Below are 20,002 nucleotides of genomic sequence, written 5' to 3' on the forward strand. Positions count from 1 at the left end.
ATTATAATCCTCCAACAATGGCGACGAGTGACACTATGCTGACCATGTCTTTAACATTAGCCATAAATATATTCCAATTACTTTGTGATTCATCGGGAACAAAAATTGTATCGCCGGCGCGTACTAAAGGTAATGTTGTGAAATCAGGGTGCTCCATAAATTTTTCTAAATCGAATACTGTGCTGATGTTCTCGCTCGATTGGCTTTGTGAAATATTAACCACGATAATTTTTTCAAGGTAAGCCGTTTGTGTTGGACCACCAGATTCCGCCAAAAGATCTAACACCGTCATATCATCGCTGAACTGATAGCGCCCAGGTTTATCTACTGCGCCAATGATCCGGATGGTTTTTTCTTTCTTTTGATCTATCCACGGTTTGTTGCGCTCAGGAATATAAATGCTATCACCGGCTTTTACTATGGGTAGTAAGGTTTCATCACCCGTTTCGAAATATAGGCCTAAATCTAATGTTGAAACTTTACTTTGATATTGATTACGGTGGGTTACAGTAATGTTATGTATATCGGCGTGCTGATTCGGGCCATCAGCGGCAGATAAAATATCTAAAAAATGTAATTTGTTATCAAAAGCATAGCGTCCAGGCTGGCCCACTTGTCCAAAAATATATATAGATGATTCTTGGGATTGACGTAACCAGCGTGCTTTATTATCAATTACATCTCGAGGGCGTTCACTGATAATAATGGTATCACCAGCGCCAACTTGTGGCAGTAAGGAAAAGTCACCTCCTTCACTGATGAACTGATCTAAATCGAATGGCGGCATACGTTTCGTTTCACCTGTTTTTAAAACGCGTACTTGTGACATGTCAGCATCTTGAGTGGGACCACCGGCATGGGCTAAAATATCTAGAAAAGTCATTTCATCTCCCCATTCATAACGGCCGGGTTTTTTTACTGCGCCAATGACTCTTATCGCTCTGTCTGGGGTTATTTTAAGCCAAGACTTTTCATTCATATCGGTTTTTTCTGGCACAAAGATGGCGTCACCCGGGGAAACTTTTGGGATGGTTTTTTGAGTTAAACCTTCGGTATATTCTTGTAAATCAAAGTTATCCACTGTGCCTGTGCTGCGAATGATCCTTATTTGTCTTGATTCGGCAAAACGTGTTGGCCCGCCTGCATTGGCAAGAATATCAAAAAACTCGGTACCCGCTGGCGCTTCATAGGCGCCGGGCTTGAATACTTCTCCCATAACATACACGGTACGAAGGCCACTTTTGATTTCTTCTTCTTGAATGGGAATGAATAAGGTTGAGCCTTGGGTAATAGCCGGCATGCGTGAAACATCTCCAGTATCTAGGTAGGCTTTTAGGTCAAATAATTGCGGAGTTCCCTCGTTAATGACTCTAATATGCTCAACACCAGCATAGCGAGTGACACCGCCCGCTCTCATTAACATATCAACAACGGTATTACCTTTTTTATAAGAGAAAACGCCTGGTTTTAATACTTCACCAAAAACTTTTACAGCTGTTTCTGCTTCTGAGCCATCGCCACTAGCCGATAACGTTGCAGCATCAAAATCCATTTTTACATTACCAATAAGTGGCGATGCGGGTACAAAAATAACATCTAGTGGGGCTATTTTAGGCAAAATAGTAAAATCTCCAGTATCTAGGTATTTTTTATAATCAAAGGTGGTGATTTCGCCGGCGCGATTAAGTTGCAATCTATCGAGTTGTGCACCCGCACTCGCACCACCCGCCTTTTGTAATGCCATTTGTATGTTCCCGTCTTCAGGTAAATCAATCATGCCTGGTTGTTTTACAAAGCCGAGTACTTGAATAGGAACGCGTCTTTCAAGTAAATAAACGCTAAGTTGATTTATGGCACGATACTCTTGGCCAAGTATTTGAGCGAGTTTTTCTTTGGTTTGCGATAAAGTAATCCCAACAATAGCGACCTTACCCACCTCAGGAAGATTAACGGTACCATCTCGTTTTACTTGGAAAGTACTTTCAAAATCAGCCTCACCGGGAATTTCTATTTTCAATACATCACCAGGACGAATTAATACTTCATCTGCTTGTACTGTCGTAATGCTAAAAAAGACTATGAACGCCGTGATGATTTTAAACATGGTCAACCTCCTATATCGACTTTTTACTATGAGTATTTAAAAACAAAGTAAGGGTGGTAAAGCGATTAAATACTCGTGACACTTCATCGCTTTCTACTACGCGGATATTTTTTTCACCTTGATGACCGATAACTATTTTTGAGGTTTTAATACCGTTATCGATAAAAAAATTAGCCACTTGCTGAGCACGTTTTTTACTTAACTCATCGTTATAACTAGCACTACCTTTGCTATCGGTATGGCTTTGAATGTGCAAGCTCGACTCAGGGAAGCTTTTCATTAATGCTAAAACTGAGTTAAGTGATGGATAATGAATACTTTTTACTTCGGCTTGATCAAAATCATGCAAGGTTTCAGTGATCAAAATATGTTTTTCATTTAAGGTGCTAGCTACCTTTGGAGTATGGCATTGGTTATATTCTCCTTCTCGATACCACTCTTTAAGCAATGTTTTTTTTGTCGTTTGATTACAGCCTAAGCTTCCTTCGATATATTGATTGATACAATCTATTTTCTGTACTTGTCTATCGAACGCTAATAAAGAAATAAAAGCATCTTTTTCCATCATAGCGTTATGCTCTGCAAGGGCTTTATCTAGTAGCCTTTGTGCAATTGAAAGTTGGCCTATAATACAGCGCTTGGTGTTGTATTCTTCCAAAGATAACAATTGTAGTTGTGCATGTTCAATATGTGTCGTAATCGACATCTCAGCGATACTACTATCATTTCGTTTCTCACTATGTTGTGAAGGAGAAGTCGACTCTGTTTTTGTTGATGTAGTCGCGCTACATGCCGATAAAAACAGGCTCAAGCAGATATAATAAAATGGCGTGGCGATAGTCATTAGCTTGCCACTTTTATAGTCAGTAAAGATTCTTTATAGGCACAAAAACTTGAGTAACAGTTAATTGTTTTATCTAAAAACAACATTTGAAACAGTTCAAGTGGTTGTTGGGTTAACCCAGCAACAGAAACACTATAGCCTTTAATAACTAACCTTTTGTATAAAAAAACTATGGCGCCTATTCCTGAAGAGTCAATGAATCGAACTAAGCTCAAGTCGAAAATAATATCCCTATTAGCATGACTAAAGGTTTCTAACTCATCTTTCATGCTTATCACTGTTTCAGCATCAAAGTTGTCGCTCAATTGAATAATCAGATCGTTATTAAGTTGATAAGTTGCATTTAACATAACTAGCCTCACAATTTAAATAAACACACTTGTTATACAGCAATCTTCAAGCCATATTACAAAAGCAATTATAATCAGTGTGTTATGTTGTTTTGTTCGGCGGGGATTAGCATGTTATGCAAATTGAAAAGCAAATTGCGAATGGATAATTGCGAATGGATAATTGTAAGGTAATAAATCCATTATTTTTCTTCAGCCGTGTTGCGGCATTAGTTAGTGGCAGCCATGACATGAAGCCATGGCTTATAATCGTAAAGTGAATCTGTTTATAGGCATCATCATTATTGCCCGCGACCTAAAACCATTAGCTGCAGTGTTTTGATAATGATTTTACCATCCATTTTTAGCCAAGTGGTAATATTGGTAAGTGACAGCGAGTATGAAAAGTCATAACCTATTTTGGTTTTCACGTCATCGATACAGGTATCGTAACCTTGATAAACTTGCGCTAACCCCGTGATTCCCGGTGTTATGCCATAGGTGCGCTCAGAATAAAGTGGTATAGCCTTTTCTAGTTCGAGAACTATTTCAGGACGTTCAGGTCTAGGACCAATTAATGACATGTCCCCTTTAATTACATTAATAAACTGCGGAATTTCATCAAGTCGTGTTTTTCTAAGGAATTTACCAACAGCCGTTAAGCGATTATCATTTTTTTGTGCCCAGACAGCGCCACTATTACATTCTGCATTATTAACCATAGAACGAAATTTGATCATATCAAATTGCTTGGCTTTACCTTCTACCTTTTTGCCAACTCTAGACTGACAATAAAAAATGGGTCCAGAAGACGTAGCCTTGATCATTATTGCGATGACGATAAGCAAAGGTAAGGTTAGTAGTAAGCAGCTTATTGAAACGACGAGATCAATTGCTCTTTTTACAGAATAAATTCTTGGGTGAATAAAGTTATTTTGATACATATTATCTCCTAGATTTTAGTCCAAACTTTCTCTTGTAAACCTAATATGTATTTTAGTGAGCCGATTAAGGCGACCCAATAGCCATTAATTAGGTAACAAACTAATTTTAAAATATTGATTTTAGGAGCAAGGTTAAAGATATTACTAATTAACACGCTACTATATAGCAACACTTGGCCACAAAATAACGATAAGAAGAGATAATGGCTGGCTGCCAAATACATATTACTGATAAATATCAAAACCAATATAAAAGGAGTAATAGCTCTTAACGCTTTTCCTGAAGCAAAATTGATGGCGTTCCAACCATATTTAGGTGATAACAAGGGGAGTAAATAGGTCAATTGTTGAAAGTTTCCAGCTGCTATTCTTAAGCGTCTAGACATATCTTGCTCCATATCTACTTGCTCCAGCTCTATGGCAACTACTCTTGGCTCATATACCACACGGAATCCTTGTTTAATGACGTTCATCGGGATAAGGAAATCATCATTGATAGTGTCAGCTGGAATTTCTTCAAAGCATGATTTACGAAGTGCATAGAATGCACCATGAGCACCTAACACACTGGCTACGGAGCTTTCTCTAGTTTTTACCATAGATTGATACTGCCAATAACTTTGTTCACCTGCGCTTCCTTTATGCGCAAATTTATAACCACCAGAAACGGCACCGACATTCGAGTTTTTAAAGTGGCTGTGTAACATAAGTAAGCAGTTTACGGGGAGCAATGCTGAGACATCACTCAGTACAATGTTATCAAACTTGGCTCGGGCAACACCGTCCTTAAGTACAGCAACCTTGCCGCGATTTTGCTCGAAATTAATTATCTGACAGTGAATGTCCTGACATCCAATCTCGGCTAGTGTTTTAGTGGCAATGGTATAAGTATCATCATGACAACCATCACATAAAATGATTAACTCATATTTATCGCTTGGGTAATCAACAAAGCTTAAATTTCTTATTTTTTCTGCGATGTATTTAGCCTCATTAAATGCTGGAATGATGATAGAAAATTCACTTAATTTTTTATCCGCAGCGCTAAAATGATATCGACGTTTAATGATTTTTGGCCCTTCAAGTTTTATTCCTTTTGAAGCAATTTTTAGTAATAATGGATACAGCACGTGGTGGTAAATCACCAAGAATAGGGCAGTAGCGAAGATATATATCATTATCATGGTTAACATAATTTCCACCTTAATTCTGATTGAGTTAACGAAACATATTGGTTGATCATTTTGTCGATAGAACGTTTACGTTCGACAAACAGTCGTGGTGAGATAGCGGTTTTCGGTGTTAATGCCTGTTGTATTGCCTCAGCAAGTAATTGAGGATCATTTGGCTTTACAACACTGCCTGTTTTACTGCAAATGGCTTCTTTGCAGGCACCAACATCAGTTAATACCGCAGGTATACCACAGGCTTGTGCTTCTAATGGTGATAACGGGAGACCTTCGTTACTTGAAGATAAACAAAATACATCAATAAGTGGATAAAAAGATGTCATATCATCTATGTGACCCAAGAAAAATACTCTTTCTTGTATGTTCAGTTTTTTCGCTAATGTTTCCAGCTCTGCCTTTAAGCTGCCAGTACCCGCTAAAAGTAAACCGATATCATTTGGTAATTTAGCGACAGCCTTTAGCAAAACATCGTGAGATTTAACTGACTCTAATCGCGCCGCACATCCTATATATTTAAACGCTGTTGGCAGACCAACCTGTTTGAGTAAGGTCTTCTTATCTAAGGTGCTAGGTTTAAACTTTTTAGTATCTATGCCATTGGTAATGACAATAGGATGTAATGACGGTATTAACTTATGGACTTGCTCAGCGACAAAGTTAGCATCAGCGACAAAAATAGGTTTAACGATTTTCATGATCACATTTTGTAATAGCCTAGGTTTGAAGCCAGCTAAGTGCCAAGCATCATGCTCTGTGTGAATAAGATGCTCAACATTAGCAAGTCTAGCTGCAATGCCACCATAAATAAGTGGTCCTATGTGATGAGTATGTACATAAAGTGGATTCACTTTTTCAAAAAATGTTTTTAATTGCATAAATATATTGGCTTGCCAGCCAGGTTTTTTATTTAATTGATGAATAAATGAGTCGAAGCCACCTATATTATTCCAGTAGCTGGTGATTTTATGCTTTTCTAAAGCAATAATGTGGACATCAAAATAAGGATGGGCTGCACGTTGAAATTCTAGAGCAAAGCTTTCAATACCGCCTGGTTTTAAATGTTGAACAACGTGAACGATGACAGGTCTCATGATAATTCTCCTGAATGTGAATTTTGGGTAAATTTAGGTAACCTTGTCAAAACAGGCACGGAAGTTATTGATTCTAATTGGTGTTTGGCACGAATCGAAGTGTCGGCTATTTCCGCAAATAAGGCTAAGCCTGCCCCTAAGAAAATGCCACCGATAATGCCGGATAGTAAAAAAATAGACATTGGAAAATTGGTGGGCGCACTGGGTTTGTAGGGCTCATCAATTATTTTAATTCGCTCTGGTTGTTCAAACTTACCTAAAGCGCCGGTGATTTTTGCTTTTTCAAAGCGATATAATAAGTCACTATACAGTTCGCGTTTTACCTTAAGATCACGCTCTAATGATAGTAGTTGTCTTTCCATTTCACTGGTGCCAGACAGTGAGGTTTTTAAGAGGGTTGCTTGCTTATTAATAGAATTAATTTCTTCCTTGATTTGCTCTACATGGCCATCCGCTAATTGCAGTTCTTTTAGCTGTGAAACTAATAGTAAATTTTGATTATTATCAATTTGACCATCTTGCATTTTATTGGCTATTTCCCATAAACGGTTCAAATCTGTTTCATTGATTTTGTAGGAAGTTTTACTTTGAATATTACGCTCATCTTCAAGTTGGACGAGTTTTCTAAGGGATATTTGTACCTTGCTATGCTGATCGGTATAGCGAGAACGTAAAATGGCAAGTTCGCTTTTAGTTTCGACAATATTTTGTTCAATTTCACTCATCACAGGATCGACTTGTGCAAGTCGTGTACGTATGGTTTTTTTAGCGGCTATGGCACCTGATAATTCTATTTTTCGTTGTTCTAGTAAAACATTCAATTGGCTAAAGCGCATAGTGTTAGCATTATAAAGTTTTGGCAAATGCTCAACATTAGCTTGTTTGAAATTGGCTAATCGTATCTCTGCTTCTTGTAATTCAATTTGTTTAAGCGTTAATTGCTCGGTTAAAAATGATTCTGAAGCATCAAGCGATGAAAGTTCTGGCGCTAATAGTTTTTCTAAAAAGCGTTGTCTAACTTTTAGTAAGGTATCAACGATAATGTCAGGTGAGTCTGCTTTGTAGACAAGTTTGACAAGGTCTTTACCTACTAATTTTACTTTTAAAGCGTTAGATAGCTCTTTCACTAATTCATCTTTTTGGCTACTCGTTGAATCCTCATTGATTAAGTTAAGATCTTCGCCAACCTTAATAAGCATATGACGACTATGAATTAAGGTATCTAAAGTTGTCATTCGGTTTTCTAAATCGGTTGATACAGAAAGGTCTTCAAGAAAAGGGTTCATTTTGGCACTTTCTTGTACCAAGATTGTGGTATGCGTTTGCCAGTTTCTCGGAGTAATTAGGCAAATAACCAACGCAATTATAGGTAATACAATAATGGGAAAGCTGATCAAATATCTACGACGCCACATCGCCGCTAATATAAGATGAATATTGATAATCACAGAGGTTTTCATCTTAAGCTCCTGTTACTAAATTAATAGTGTCTGTTGATAATTGCGGAGCAAAGATAATGGTTATATTTTGATTAAAACGTGCAATGTATTGATGTAAAATTTTCGCACGCTCCATAGAGAGGCTTAATTGTTTTAACTTATCTACGGCACGCGCTGGAGCCATTTTTATAATGATGTTTTTGTTTTTTCTGGTCAGCAAAGTGGCAATTGTAATGCGATCATCATAAGCGAGTTGTTTGTTTGATAACGGATAGGTAAAGGTATAAGTAGGGTTTTTAGTTTGTTCGTTGTAACGTAATTCTTGAATGTTTTTTAATACTTGTTCATCAACTGTGCGAGAATTTTCTTTATGAATTAATGCAATTGAATCATTGATTGACGTAGAAGTGCAGCCCGTTGTGGTCAGCAGTATTATTACGATTAAGTAACTTGGCAATGCAATTTTCATATCAATGAGCCTTTATTGATTGAGCTTATTGATAAGATTACAAGTTACATGCCAAATCGTAACCTATTGTTATTAAGGTCTATTTATTTTGTTTCGAGTTATTTCCTTCAATATTTCGAGATTGTTTGCGTTTTGCATTTTCATAATGCAATTGAGTAGCTAAGGCACTAATTTAGCTCGACAGAATATATGAAAGGTAGCTGTGGGGGTCTTTATGCTGATTCTTGTATAGCAACTTTAATGGGAATATACACAGAGAAGCAACTGCCTTTATCTACTTCGGAGGTTACTTCTATTCTGCCGTCATGTTGTTTAATAATTTCATGACTAATTGATAAGCCAAGGCCAGTACCTTCACCAACAGGCTTTGAGGTAAAAAAAGGTGTGAATATATGTGGTAGCACATCAGGGCTAATACCACTGCCATTATCCTCTACTTCAATAACAATCTCGTTGTTTAGTTGAAGTGTTTTGACAAATATTTCACCATTTTCTTTTATTGACTGCCCAGCATTAATGAGTAAGTTCATAAAAACTTGGTTTAGCTTACTTGGGAAAGCCAGTATTTTTGGTAATTCTCCTAGGTCAACACGAACTTTACAATTATATTTTAGCTCATTGCGCACCATGTTAAGTGTTGCGGTTAACCCTTCGTTGATATCTGTTTTAGATTTACTCGGCTCTTCAACACGAGCAAAGGTTTTCAGGTTTTGTACGATTTCAGAAACTTTATCAATACCACCGATACTGCTTTTTAATAGTGATGGAACATCATCAAAAATAAAGTCTATATCATGACTTTTAGCAATCTCTTGTTCAGTATTTTCAAGCTGTTGTGTAGCTAATAAGGCTTGGATTTCATGTCGATAGGTTTGGATATCTGTAAGGTATTCATCTAAAACATCTAAATTACTTTTGATGAAGCCAATAGGGTTGTTAATTTCGTGAGCTACACCTGCTGCTAGCACACCAATACTGGCCATTTTCTCCGATTGAATAAGCTGAGATTCACTGAGTATTAATTCTTCATTGGCTTTAGAAAGTTTGTCATAACTCAGTTGTAAAGCTTGCTCTCTGTGCTTTACAGTGTCAGTCATTGAATTGAACTTTTTAAAAAGATCTGACAGCTCGCGAATGCGAACATTTTCTTGAGATAAGCTAAACTCACTTCCTTTATCAAGCTCGCCTGTGGCTTGAGATAATAAAAGTAAAGGTTTTACAAAGTATCTATAGCCGAAAACATAAGCTAATACCGTAGTAAAAATTAACACGAGGATTATTAACAAGCTTAATTGTATGATGGTGTTATTGAGCTCTTTATTACTTTCACTGTCGTCGAAAGTAAATCGAAATCTAATAGGAATATCTTTCCAAGTAACTAGATGTTGTGTGCCACTATCAATATTACCAAATGTTGATAAAACTTGATTATGTTCTAGTATTTCAATCATCAAACCATCTAAGCGATTGGAGAGTTTACCTTGTTCATCTATTTCCTCTACAGGGATTAAAGTAGTTAACACACCTTCGATTAAATCGTTATATGAAATTGGGATGGCAATACACCAATAATACTGACCATTTACCAGCTCAATACCGACGTAATTTACTGCTTGGTCTTTGAGTAATTTATTTAGCCAAGTCGTTTTTTTGTATATCGGGGTGTCACTCTCTAAAGTCGAAAAAATAATATTGCCGTCAAAGTCTAGCAAGCTTTGTTGATAACGATTACCTAAAATAGATAGGTCCGCCATGAAATCTTTCGCTTTATTAACATTAACCTCAGGCTGCATTAACGTTTGGATCATAACTGGATAACTTGCATGCTCGGTTAAAATAGTTACTCTATGACTTAGAAATAATTTATAATTATTGCTAATAGTTGAGGTTTCCCTAATGATCATTTGTTGCTGCTTTTTCTTTTCTGAATCAAGTACATAGTTGATAATTAGCACGGTAGATATGATGGCTAAAACAAAGCAACTTAAGAATACAAAGCGAGCAAGCGCAAATGAAATACTGGTTTTTTTCATATAATCAGATAATTGTTTTTATTAATGTAAAAGTAATTTAATACCATTATTAGCTTCGTAGTAACCCATAGCATAATCATCGATAGATAAAGCTTCATGGGCATTAATATTATCTAAAGTGTATGTTGAAAAAGGCTTTTGATAGGTTTTGATTAAACCAGTAACCGGAGATGATAAATTATCTAAGGCGGTTTTAATGGCAAGCATATCAGTGTGTTTTTTTCCGGTTAATCCTGCCTGTTTAATGGCCGCGATTAAAATTTTAGTTAAGTCATAACCATGCACAAAACCTGTTTGGGCTTTTATATCTTCAACGGTATTAATTTCAGGGTAAATATTTTGTATTTGCTGAAAAACTTGCTGAGCAAGTGGTGTTTTGGGCTGGTTTAGAAAAGAAAACTTGGTTTGAATAAACTTAAGATCAAGGTTAACCCTATCTTGTTCATTAATCACTTCAGCAAAATCCCCACCAGTAATTCCCCAATGACTACGTAGTGGTAACCTAGTATTTTCATCTAACGAAATCATAGCTTTGGCAAAGGTTTTTCCTTCGGGCGCATTACCAACGAAAAAAATAACATCAGCTTTTGAAGCATGCACATCACGTAGTAATACTTTGGCATGATTGATCCCTAAGCCCCAGTTAAACCATGTAACACTGGCTGATTTGATATTATTTTCAGATAATGCTTTCTTCATTGTCCGCTCGTTAGAACGACCCCAACCTGTATCTTCTAATAACAAATGTGGCTTTTTAAACCCCTCTTTTACTGCCTCTTCACTGATGAATTTACCGGCATTACTATCATCTATCGATAAGCGATATATCCAATTATTCGTGCTTTTTGCCCTGGTGATTGGGCCTGCCGCTGCCCACGGGTCTAATAAAAGAATATGATTGTTATTAATAAGCTCTTTGTTAGCTAACAGAGGAGGGGAGTGCAAACCTGAAAAAACAATTAAAGCTTGTTCATCGTCTAGAAACTGCTGTAAATTTTTTTTACTGCGTAAAGAATTACCACGATGATTTTTAGTTTCAATTTCAAAAGTAACACCGTCAATGGTGTAATTCTCTTCACTTAAAGCAACATTAATACCTTGCTGAATAGACTGACTTGATGTTTTTGTTCCGGTAAAGTCAGCATCTAAATATATTTTGTAATTAACATTTTCTGCTGCAGTAGCGAGAAAAGAACTCGCAATAAATAGGAGACCAGCTTTTATTAAGGCAAGAGACTTGATATTTTTCATGGCTAAAATTCCCTATTAATGAAAATGAAGTATTCACTCAGCTGCGGTCTGATTGTGATGTATGTAAACCGTGCCGATGTATTGCTTGCTTGATATTAATTTGAATGAGGATGGTATTTATTAATGTAGCACCTTGTCCTAAAGTTTAACAATTTTATCTAGTTACTCCATTTATTATAGTTAAAGAAATAAACAAAAGCAGAATGAGTAAAATAAACACTTAAATGGGGATCAAAGACTGTAATGTCCAATTGGTGTTAGTGGCGTTTTTCAGTACAATAGAGCTCTTCCTTTAATCATGTACCTAAAATTTATGCAGAGCAATCAGCAGTTTTCCCTACAGCAGCATAATAGCTTTAATGTTGTCGCTATTTGTCCAAAGATATTTTTTCCGAGTTCGTTAGCTGATTTGCAACAACTTAGCCCTTTTCTTAACTCCCCATTTTATATTTTAGGTGAAGGAAGCAATACACTATTTATAGATGAATATACCCCTACTATTATTAAACCTAACTTTTTAGGTATTGAAGTAGTTGAATTGGAAAATTATTTTGAAGTACATGTAGGAGCCGCAGAAAACTGGCACAACCTTGTAAGCTTTTGTATAGATAAAGGGATTAATGGCTTAGAAAACTTAGCCCTTATACCTGGCAGTGTTGGTGCCGCACCTGTACAAAATATCGGTGCGTATGGAGTAGAGTTTGCAGATTTTTGTCAACAGGTCGAATACTTCGATTTAGCGTCGGCAAAGATGAAAAAATTAACTAATTCGCAATGTCTGTTTTCATATAGAGATAGCATCTTTAAATCATCTTTACGCAATCAAGCAATCATTACTAAAATCACCTTGAAGTTTGATAAGAGTTGGCAAGCAAAGTTGAGCTATCAAGGACTAGACCATCTAACTGCTGAGGTCAGCGCTAAAGAAGTGATGGAACAGGTGATAAAAATAAGACAGCAAAAATTACCTGACCCTAATGCTTTGCCCAATGCTGGTAGCTTTTTTAAAAATCCCGTCGTGACTGATGCTGAGCATAACCGATTAAAAGCACTCTATCCTTCGCTCCCCTCTTACTCACAAAACAATGGTTTAGTTAAAGTTGCGGCAGGTTGGCTTATTGAGCAATCAGGTTTGAAAGGTTATAAAGAGAATGGAGTCGGTGTACATAAGCATCAAGCTTTAGTGCTAGTGAACTACGAAAGTGAAAGTGGCCAAGATGTTGTGCAATTAGCTAAGCATGTTCAAAAGCAAGTGTTGCATAAGTTTGGGGTGCTACTTTCTCCTGAAGTGCGGCTTGTCGGCGCAGTTAAAGAAGAGAGCTTTGCAGATTTAACCACTAATTACGAGCATAAATAATATGGTAAAGGCGGTAAGAGAACATTTAATTAAGTCATTAGCCAATGGAGACTTTGTTTCTGGCCAAGATATTGGCGATGAATTAGATATTAGCCGTACTGCGATTTCAAAACATATTAAAGCATTAATTGATATGGGTCTTGATATATATAGTGTGACAGGCAAGGGCTATAAACTAGCACAACCATTAGATTTATTAAGCGTAGATAAAATCAATCAACAATTATCTTCTCTATCTCAACCCTGTGAAGTAGAAGTGCATAGCCTAATTGATTCAACTAACAGCTATTTAATGAGGCGATTACCTAATCAAGTATCGCAAGGACAGGTCTGTTTAGCTGAGTACCAGAGTGCAGGGCGTGGACGTAGAGGGCGGCAATGGATTTCGCCATTTGGCTCTCAAATATATTTATCTATGTATTGGTATTTAGAACAAGGATTGTCAGCAGCGATGGGCTTGAGTTTAGTCACTGCATTAGCAGTTAGCGATGCTATTTATACGACTACTAATATACAAGTACAACTCAAGTGGCCTAATGATGTCTATTTAGGCGGAGTTAAACTGGCAGGAATTTTGATTGATTTGGAAGGTCAAGCACTGGAGCCAAGTCACAGTGTTATAGGTATTGGTCTTAATTTAGCTATGCCCCCACAAGCTGCTCAACAGATAGATCAAAAATGGACTGATTTGCAAAGCCATTGCCAAAGTAAAATTGATAGGAATGCGCTTAGCTCACAGTTAATAAGTGCTTTACTAAAGCGATTACAACAATATCAACAAAGTGGTTTAGCCGTTATGCTTAATGAATGGCATGCTAGAGATCTATATTTAAATAAGCGGGTCAAATTACTTACTGGAGAAAATATCACTAAAGGCATTTGTCGAGGTGTGAACAATCAAGGGGCATTAATGTTAGAAGTTGATGGTCAAGTTAAGCCTGTGTATGGCGGCGAAGTCAGCCTTCGAGGTGATGAATGATTGTATTGATGGATATAGGTAATACCAGAACTAAATATTGTACAGTTGAAAATAAAAAAAGAAATAAACCGCAAGCGATAATAAATGAATCATTATCTTTTGAGTTTCTTACGGAACACTTTCCCCGTGCGACAAAAGTGGTCGTTGCAAGTGTTAGTCATCCTGAATTAACCACAAGTATTAGCCAATGGTGCGAGCAAAGACAAGTGAGCTTCCAGCAGGTTAGTAGTGCAAAGAAGAAAAACACTCTAGTTTCTGCGTATGAAAAACCGGAGAAATTAGGGGTTGATCGTTGGCTGGCATTACTTGGAGTCTCGGAAACTTTTCCAAAAAAAAATATTTTAATTATTGATTCTGGTACCGCGACGACAGTAGATTTGCTAACTAAAGATGGTCAACATCAAGGAGGCTGGATTCTAGCGGGCATTAATATGCTAATAACCAGTATTTTGACCAATACTAATCAAGTCAAAGCGAATGATAAAGCGCAGGAGAGTATCACTTTTGGTGTTAATACCTCTGAGAATGTTCATCATGCCGCTTGGGCAGCAACCGTTGGCTCAGTCAATATGGCTATTTCACAAAGTGAGCAGCAGGGGGTCTCTATAGATGAGATAATTATTACTGGCGGTAATGGCGCTAAATTATCTTCATTGCTTGCTCAACCCAATTTAGTGATTGATGACCTTGTCTTTCTCGGTTTACAAACCTATATATAAAGCGAATATCGCCTTACTCTGGATAAAAAAACATCAAACGCGTAATAATCGGATTAGAAACAGATAAAAACATCAATTTTTTTCAATTTTGCCCTTGCAAGGGGGAAAACATTACTCTAGAATTCGCACCACTTAATGTAGTGCCGACTTAGCTCAGTTGGTAGAGCAACTGACTTGTAATCAGTAGGTCGCCAGTTCGATTCCGGCAGTCGGCACCATTAATACTACTTCAACGATGTTGAGTGGGTAAATATACTGGAGGGGTTCCCGAGTGGCCAAAGGGATCAGACTGTAAATCTGACGGCTCCGCCTTCGGTGGTTCGAATCCACCTCCCTCCACCATATTTTTAGTTTTTGCTTTTTAAAAAGTGAAAACTTAAAAACAGAGATAATCTGATAGAGTTAGCGGGTGTCGTATACTGGCTATTACCTCAGCCTTCCAAGCTGATGAAGCGGGTTCGATTCCCGCCACCCGCTCCAATCTTTGTATATGAATGCTGATATGGCTCAGTTGGTAGAGCGCACCCTTGGTAAGGGTGAGGTCGGCAGTTCGAATCTGCCTATCAGCACCATTCCTTAGATTAATCTATCCTAATTATTTCAAAAATTGTAAAAATAAACTTAATTCTATACCCAGAGGTATTTTAAAATGGCTAAAGAAAAATTTGAACGTACGAAACCACATGTAAACGTTGGTACAATCGGACACGTTGATCACGGTAAAACAACATTAACAGCCGCTATCTCTGCGGTATTAACTAAAGTTCACGGTGGTGAAGTTAAAGATTTTTCACAAATCGATAATGCACCAGAAGAGCGTGATCGTGGTATTACAATCAACACTTCTCACATTGAGTATGATACAGCTTCACGTCACTACGCACACGTAGATTGTCCAGGCCATGCTGATTACATCAAAAACATGATCACAGGTGCTGCACAAATGGATGGTGCTATCTTAGTAGTTGCTGCTACAGATGGTCCAATGCCACAAACACGTGAGCACATCTTATTGTCTCGCCAAGTTGGTGTTCCATTCATTATCGTTTTCATGAACAAATGTGACATGGTTGACGATGAAGAATTACTAGAATTAGTAGAAATGGAAGTTCGTGAACTTCTTAGCGAATATGAATTCCCAGGTGATGATTTACCAATCATCCAAGGCTCAGCATTAGGCGCACTTAACGGTGAAGCTCAATGGGAAGAGAAAGTAATTGAATTAGCGGACGCATTAGATTCATACATTCCAGAGCCAGAGCGTGCAATCGACGGTGCATTCATCATGCCTATCGAAGATGTATTCTCAATTTCAGGTCGTGGTACAGTTGTAACAGGTCGTGTAGAGCGCGGTATCATCAAAGTTGGTGAAGAAGTAGAAGTTGTTGGTATCCGTGATACTCAAAAATCAACTTGTACAGGTGTTGAAATGTTCCGTAAGCTTCTTGACGAAGGTCGTGCTGGTGAGAACTGTGGTGTTCTTCTACGTGGTCTTAAGCGTGAAGACGTAGAGCGTGGTCAAGTACTTTGTGCTCCAGGTTCAATTTCTCCTCACACTAAGTTTGAGTCAGAAGTATATGTACTAAGTAAAGATGAAGGTGGTCGTCATACTCCATTCTTCAAAGGATACCGTCCACAGTTTTACTTCCGTACAACAGATATCACAGGTGCTGTAGAGCTTCCTGAAGGTGTTGAAATGGTAATGCCAGGCGACAACTTAAAGTTTGTTGTTGAGCTTATCAACCCAGTAGCGATGGACGAAGGTTTACGCTTCGCGATTCGTGAAGGTGGTCGTACAGTAGGTGCAGGTGTTGTATCTAAAATAATCGACTAATTTGAAATTATTCTCGTATTAACATCGTTGCGGATACTCATTGACTTGCGTCAACTCCGTGTCCGCGCCTTGTTAATTTATCGATTAATTAACAAATTAGCACAATTATTATCTATATAACCGATAGATAAAAAAGCCGCATTCTTGCAAAAGAAGCGGCTTTTTCGTAGGCGGGAATTTATTCGCGCATGTTTGAATTTATTTGTGTATCTCTGAATCTATTTGTGTATGTCTGAATTTACTTGTCCATGCTTAAATGAATATACGCATGTCTAGCGAGTACTCTTCTTGTTATAAAACTATTTTATTAAGCCATACATTATTATCTTGTAAATAGTGCTTGAGTAAAACGCTACGCTGAGTATAATAGCGCCTCACTTCTCGAGTATCTCTTAATTCCCAAACAAAAACTAAGATTCACCCGACAAGTGTAACTATTACTTTAGTAAGCGTTTTTGCTTGCTTTTGATTTTAGGGGTGTAGTTCCAATTGGTAGAACAGCGGTCTCCAAAACCGATGGTTGGGAGTTCGAATCTCTCCACCCCTGCCATTTTATGTGTTGTAAAAATGATACAGCACCTATCAATCTCAGTACGATGAGGTTGTTTGTTTCAAACTAGACTGATAATTACGGAATAGAAATATGAATGCGAGTACAGAAGAGCAACCAAGCAGTTCTTTAGATGGCTTAAAGTGGGGCATCATTGTCTTATTATTAGCAGCAGCTATTGGTGGTAACTATTATTTTGGTCAAGAATCAGTTTTATTACGTGCTATTGGCGTAGTGGTAGCTGTTGGTGTTGCAGGTTTAATTGCTATGCAAACACTAAAAGGCCGTAATGCGGTTTCTTTTGCAAAAGAGTCACGCACAGAAGTACGTAAAGTTGTTTGGCCTACACGCCAAGAAGCAATTCAAACAACGGGTATCGTATTAGTAGTAACATTATTAATGTCATTACTACTTTGGGGCTTAGATTCAGTTTTATTTTGGTTGGTTGGCTTAGTTACAGGTATGAAGGTACTATAATATGTCTGAAGAAAATATCTCAGAAAATGCATCACCAGAAGGTGAAGAAGCTCATGAAGAGAAGCAGGTTAATCAAAACCCGAAATTAAGATGGTACGTAGTACAAGCATTTTCAGGTTATGAAGGCCGTGTACAAAAAACTTTAATCGAACATATTGAAATTCACAGCTTACAAGAAAAGTTTGGTGAAATTTTAGTACCAACGGAAGAAGTTGTTGAAATGCGTGCAGGACAAAAGCGTAAAAGTGCTCGTAAATTCTTCCCAGGTTATGTACTAGTACAAATGGAAATGGATGAAGAGTCTTGGCACTTAGTTAAAAGTGTACCACGTGTACTTGGTTTTATTGGCGGCACTAGTGACCGTCCTGCGCCTATTACTCAAAAAGAAGCGGATCGTATTTTACAGCGCTTAGTTGACACTGATAAGCCTAAACCTAAAACGTTATTTGAACCAGGTGAAGTTGTCCGTGTTATTGATGGTCCATTCGCCGACTTTAACGGTGTGGTTGAAGAGCTAGATTACGAGAAAAACCGTATCAAAGTATCGGTACTTATTTTTGGTCGTTCTACGCCAGTTGACCTTGAATTTGGTCAGGTTGAAAAAGGTAGTTAATTCGACCCAATATTCTCCGTAAAAGCACAAATCATAAAAACCAAAGCATTGTCTTTGGTTTTTTTATGCACAGTTATCGGTGAGAGTTAAAAAGTACTTGAAACAAAATGACTGATTAATATATAATCCGCTGCCGCGTTTTTTTAGTGCGGTCTGAGTTAGGTATAGTTGGATGAAAATTTTGACAAAAACTTAACTTTGTAAACAGGGAAGCGAAAACTGCTCCGGCAGCAAATAGCGTTAACTACCCACAATAAAGGTATTTTAAAATGGCTAAAAAAGTCCAAGCTTTAATCAAGCTACAAGTAGCTGCTGGTGCAGCTAACCCGTCACCACCAGTTGGTCCAGCTCTTGGTCAACACGGTGTTAACATCATGGAATTCTGTAAAGCGTTTAACGCCAAAACAGATTCAATCGAAAAAGGCGCTCCAGTTCCAGTAGTTATTACTGTATACAACGATCGTTCTTTCACTTTCGAAACAAAAACACCACCTGCTTCATTCTTATTGAAAAAAGCGGCTGGCGTAAAAAGCGGCTCTGGTCGTCCTAACACTGAAAAAGTTGGTACTGTAACTACAGCACAACTTGAAGAAATCGTTAAGACAAAAGAACCTGATCTAACTGCTGGTTCTATGGAAGCTGCAGTGCGTACCATTGCGGGTTCTGCTCGTTCAATGGGTTTAGTGGTAGAGGACTAATCAATGACTAAATTAACAAAACGCGCTCGTCTTATCCGTGAAAAAGTAGACGTAACAAAAGAATATGATATCAGTGAAGCAGTTTCTTTATTAAAAGAATTTGCTACTGCAAACTTCCGTGAAAGCGTAGATGTTGCAGTAAACCTTGGTATCGATGCTCGTAAATCTGATCAAAACGTACGTGGCGCAGCAGTATTACCAAATGGTACTGGTCGTGAAGTACGTGTTGCAGTATTTACACAAGGTGCAAACGCAGAGAAAGCTACAGAAGCTGGTGCTGATGTAGTAGGTATGGAAGATTTAGCTGAACAAGTTAAATCTGGCGAGATGAACTTTGATGTTGTAATCGCTTCTCCAGACGCTATGCGTGTTGTTGGTCAACTAGGTCAAATCTTAGGCCCACGTGGTTTAATGCCTAACCCTAAAGTTGGCACTGTAACTCCTGACGTTGCTGGCGCGGTTAAAAACGCTAAGTCTGGTCAAGTACGTTACCGCAATGACAAAAACGGTATCATCCATACTACTATTGGTAAGGCTGATTTCGAACCTGCACAATTGCAAGCAAACTTAGAATTTTTGCTAGAAGCGCTTAAAAAAGCAAAACCAGCAAATGCTAAAGGTCAATATATTCAGAAAGTATCACTTTCTACTACAATGGGTGCCGGCGTAGCCGTTAACCAAGCAAGCTTAACTCAAGCTTAGTAGTTATATAGATGAGTTTTCTGCTTGCAATGGCAAGTGTTAAATCTCATCTATTTAATAGTTAGTAAATTACTAATTATTGAACCTTTACAAGGGCGAAATTATAACCTATAATTTCGCCCCTTAAATTTTGGTAGGAGTTGTCAGTTTTTTGTCTTTTGACAATAAATTAACAACCCCCGTCCAAGACCGTAGGTGCAAATGAAAGTACGCAGTTTAAAGTAAAGAAATTCAAACCTTCTGTACTGATAATTGATTACGATTTGCTTAATTTCCTACGTAGATGGTGATTACCCAGTATTTCCTAAATTCTGGTCCTCGCCGTAATGGCCTAGAACACAATTATGTATTCTAGGGATTGTAAATACCGGTACTGTTA

The 20,002-nt window shown here is 37.7% G+C and carries 18 protein-coding genes and 5 tRNA genes; 13 read left to right on the top strand and 10 right to left on the bottom strand.

Annotation, left to right across the window (positions count from 1 at the left end; genetic code table 11):
• Position 1: 1 nt before the first annotated feature.
• The 10 genes from AC27IF_RS13360 to AC27IF_RS13405 form a co-directional block, all read right to left on the bottom strand.
• Positions 2 to 2,104 carry an SLBB domain-containing protein gene (locus AC27IF_RS13360; RefSeq protein WP_487054840.1) on the bottom strand — a complete coding sequence of 701 codons (2,103 nt, stop codon included), beginning with the start codon at positions 2,102 to 2,104 and terminating at the stop codon, positions 2 to 4.
• Positions 2,105 to 2,114: 10 nt separating this feature from the next.
• Entirely contained in the window at positions 2,115 to 2,948 is an 834-nt protein-coding gene (locus AC27IF_RS13365) for an OmpA family protein (protein WP_487054841.1), read from the bottom strand.
• Positions 2,948 to 3,298 (bottom strand): STAS domain-containing protein, encoded by a 351-nt coding sequence (locus tag AC27IF_RS13370; protein WP_487054842.1) that lies wholly within the window; start codon positions 3,296 to 3,298, stop codon positions 2,948 to 2,950. Before AC27IF_RS13370 ends, AC27IF_RS13365 begins: the two co-directional genes overlap by 1 nt.
• Positions 3,299 to 3,579: 281 nt before the next feature.
• Entirely contained in the window at positions 3,580 to 4,221 is a 642-nt protein-coding gene (locus AC27IF_RS13375) for a sugar transferase (RefSeq protein ID WP_487054843.1), read from the bottom strand.
• An 8-nt stretch (positions 4,222 to 4,229) separates the two neighbouring features.
• A complete protein-coding gene (locus AC27IF_RS13380; protein ID WP_487054844.1) occupies positions 4,230 to 5,414 on the bottom strand; it encodes a glycosyltransferase family 2 protein in 1,185 nt (394 codons plus the stop codon).
• The gene (locus AC27IF_RS13385) at positions 5,408 to 6,502 is read right to left on the bottom strand and encodes a glycosyltransferase (protein WP_487054845.1); all 1,095 of its coding nucleotides are present in this window, start codon (positions 6,500 to 6,502) and stop codon (positions 5,408 to 5,410) included. Before AC27IF_RS13385 ends, AC27IF_RS13380 begins: the two co-directional genes overlap by 7 nt.
• A complete protein-coding gene (locus tag AC27IF_RS13390; RefSeq protein WP_487054846.1) occupies positions 6,499 to 7,962 on the bottom strand; it encodes a GumC family protein in 1,464 nt (487 codons plus the stop codon). The genes AC27IF_RS13385 and AC27IF_RS13390 overlap by 4 nt, the downstream gene beginning before the upstream one ends.
• 1 nt (position 7,963) lies before the next feature.
• Positions 7,964 to 8,410, bottom strand: coding sequence for a hypothetical protein (locus AC27IF_RS13395; protein ID WP_487054847.1), 447 nt, complete (start codon positions 8,408 to 8,410; stop codon positions 7,964 to 7,966).
• A 212-nt stretch (positions 8,411 to 8,622) separates the two neighbouring features.
• Positions 8,623 to 10,443, bottom strand: a complete 1,821-nt coding sequence (locus AC27IF_RS13400; protein WP_487054848.1) for a sensor histidine kinase — start codon at positions 10,441 to 10,443, stop codon at positions 8,623 to 8,625.
• Between the two features lie 21 nt (positions 10,444 to 10,464).
• On the bottom strand, positions 10,465 to 11,694 hold the full coding sequence (locus AC27IF_RS13405; protein WP_487054849.1) for an ABC transporter substrate-binding protein: 1,230 nt from the start codon (positions 11,692 to 11,694) through the stop codon (positions 10,465 to 10,467).
• Positions 11,695 to 12,007: 313 nt separating this feature from the next.
• Between AC27IF_RS13405 and murB the strand changes: the two genes are divergently transcribed.
• The 13 genes from murB (at position 12,008) to rplA (ending at position 19,623) form a co-directional block, all read left to right on the top strand.
• Positions 12,008 to 13,051 carry a UDP-N-acetylmuramate dehydrogenase gene (gene murB, locus AC27IF_RS13410; RefSeq protein WP_487054850.1) on the top strand — a complete coding sequence of 348 codons (1,044 nt, stop codon included), beginning with the start codon at positions 12,008 to 12,010 and terminating at the stop codon, positions 13,049 to 13,051.
• Position 13,052: 1 nt separating this feature from the next.
• The gene (gene birA, locus AC27IF_RS13415) at positions 13,053 to 14,030 is read left to right on the top strand and encodes a bifunctional biotin--[acetyl-CoA-carboxylase] ligase/biotin operon repressor BirA (RefSeq protein WP_487054851.1); all 978 of its coding nucleotides are present in this window, start codon (positions 13,053 to 13,055) and stop codon (positions 14,028 to 14,030) included.
• Positions 14,027 to 14,749, top strand: coding sequence for a type III pantothenate kinase (locus AC27IF_RS13420; protein ID WP_487054852.1), 723 nt, complete (start codon positions 14,027 to 14,029; stop codon positions 14,747 to 14,749). Before birA ends, AC27IF_RS13420 begins: the two co-directional genes overlap by 4 nt.
• Positions 14,750 to 14,891: 142 nt before the next feature.
• Positions 14,892 to 14,967, top strand: a tRNA-Thr gene (locus tag AC27IF_RS13425).
• Positions 14,968 to 15,006: 39 nt separating this feature from the next.
• Positions 15,007 to 15,091, top strand: a tRNA-Tyr gene (locus AC27IF_RS13430).
• Positions 15,092 to 15,154: 63 nt separating this feature from the next.
• A tRNA-Gly gene (locus tag AC27IF_RS13435) sits at positions 15,155 to 15,229 on the top strand.
• Positions 15,230 to 15,245: 16 nt separating this feature from the next.
• Positions 15,246 to 15,321, top strand: a tRNA-Thr gene (locus AC27IF_RS13440).
• Positions 15,322 to 15,398: 77 nt separating this feature from the next.
• Entirely contained in the window at positions 15,399 to 16,583 is a 1,185-nt protein-coding gene (gene tuf, locus AC27IF_RS13445) for an elongation factor Tu (protein WP_487054853.1), read from the top strand.
• Between the two features lie 473 nt (positions 16,584 to 17,056).
• Positions 17,057 to 17,133 (top strand) — tRNA-Trp (locus AC27IF_RS13450).
• A 93-nt stretch (positions 17,134 to 17,226) separates the two neighbouring features.
• Positions 17,227 to 17,610 (top strand): preprotein translocase subunit SecE, encoded by a 384-nt coding sequence (secE, locus tag AC27IF_RS13455; protein ID WP_487054854.1) that lies wholly within the window; start codon positions 17,227 to 17,229, stop codon positions 17,608 to 17,610.
• A 1-nt stretch (position 17,611) separates the two neighbouring features.
• Complete coding sequence (gene nusG, locus AC27IF_RS13460; RefSeq protein ID WP_487054855.1) at positions 17,612 to 18,223, top strand: transcription termination/antitermination protein NusG; 612 nt, start codon at positions 17,612 to 17,614, stop codon at positions 18,221 to 18,223.
• A 269-nt stretch (positions 18,224 to 18,492) separates the two neighbouring features.
• Positions 18,493 to 18,921 carry a 50S ribosomal protein L11 gene (gene rplK, locus AC27IF_RS13465; RefSeq protein ID WP_118961476.1) on the top strand — a complete coding sequence of 143 codons (429 nt, stop codon included), beginning with the start codon at positions 18,493 to 18,495 and terminating at the stop codon, positions 18,919 to 18,921.
• A 3-nt stretch (positions 18,922 to 18,924) separates the two neighbouring features.
• Positions 18,925 to 19,623, top strand: coding sequence for a 50S ribosomal protein L1 (gene rplA / locus AC27IF_RS13470; RefSeq protein WP_487054856.1), 699 nt, complete (start codon positions 18,925 to 18,927; stop codon positions 19,621 to 19,623).
• Positions 19,624 to 20,002: the final 379 nt, after the last annotated feature.

The organism is Colwellia sp. KS18-150 (assembly GCF_057551365.1).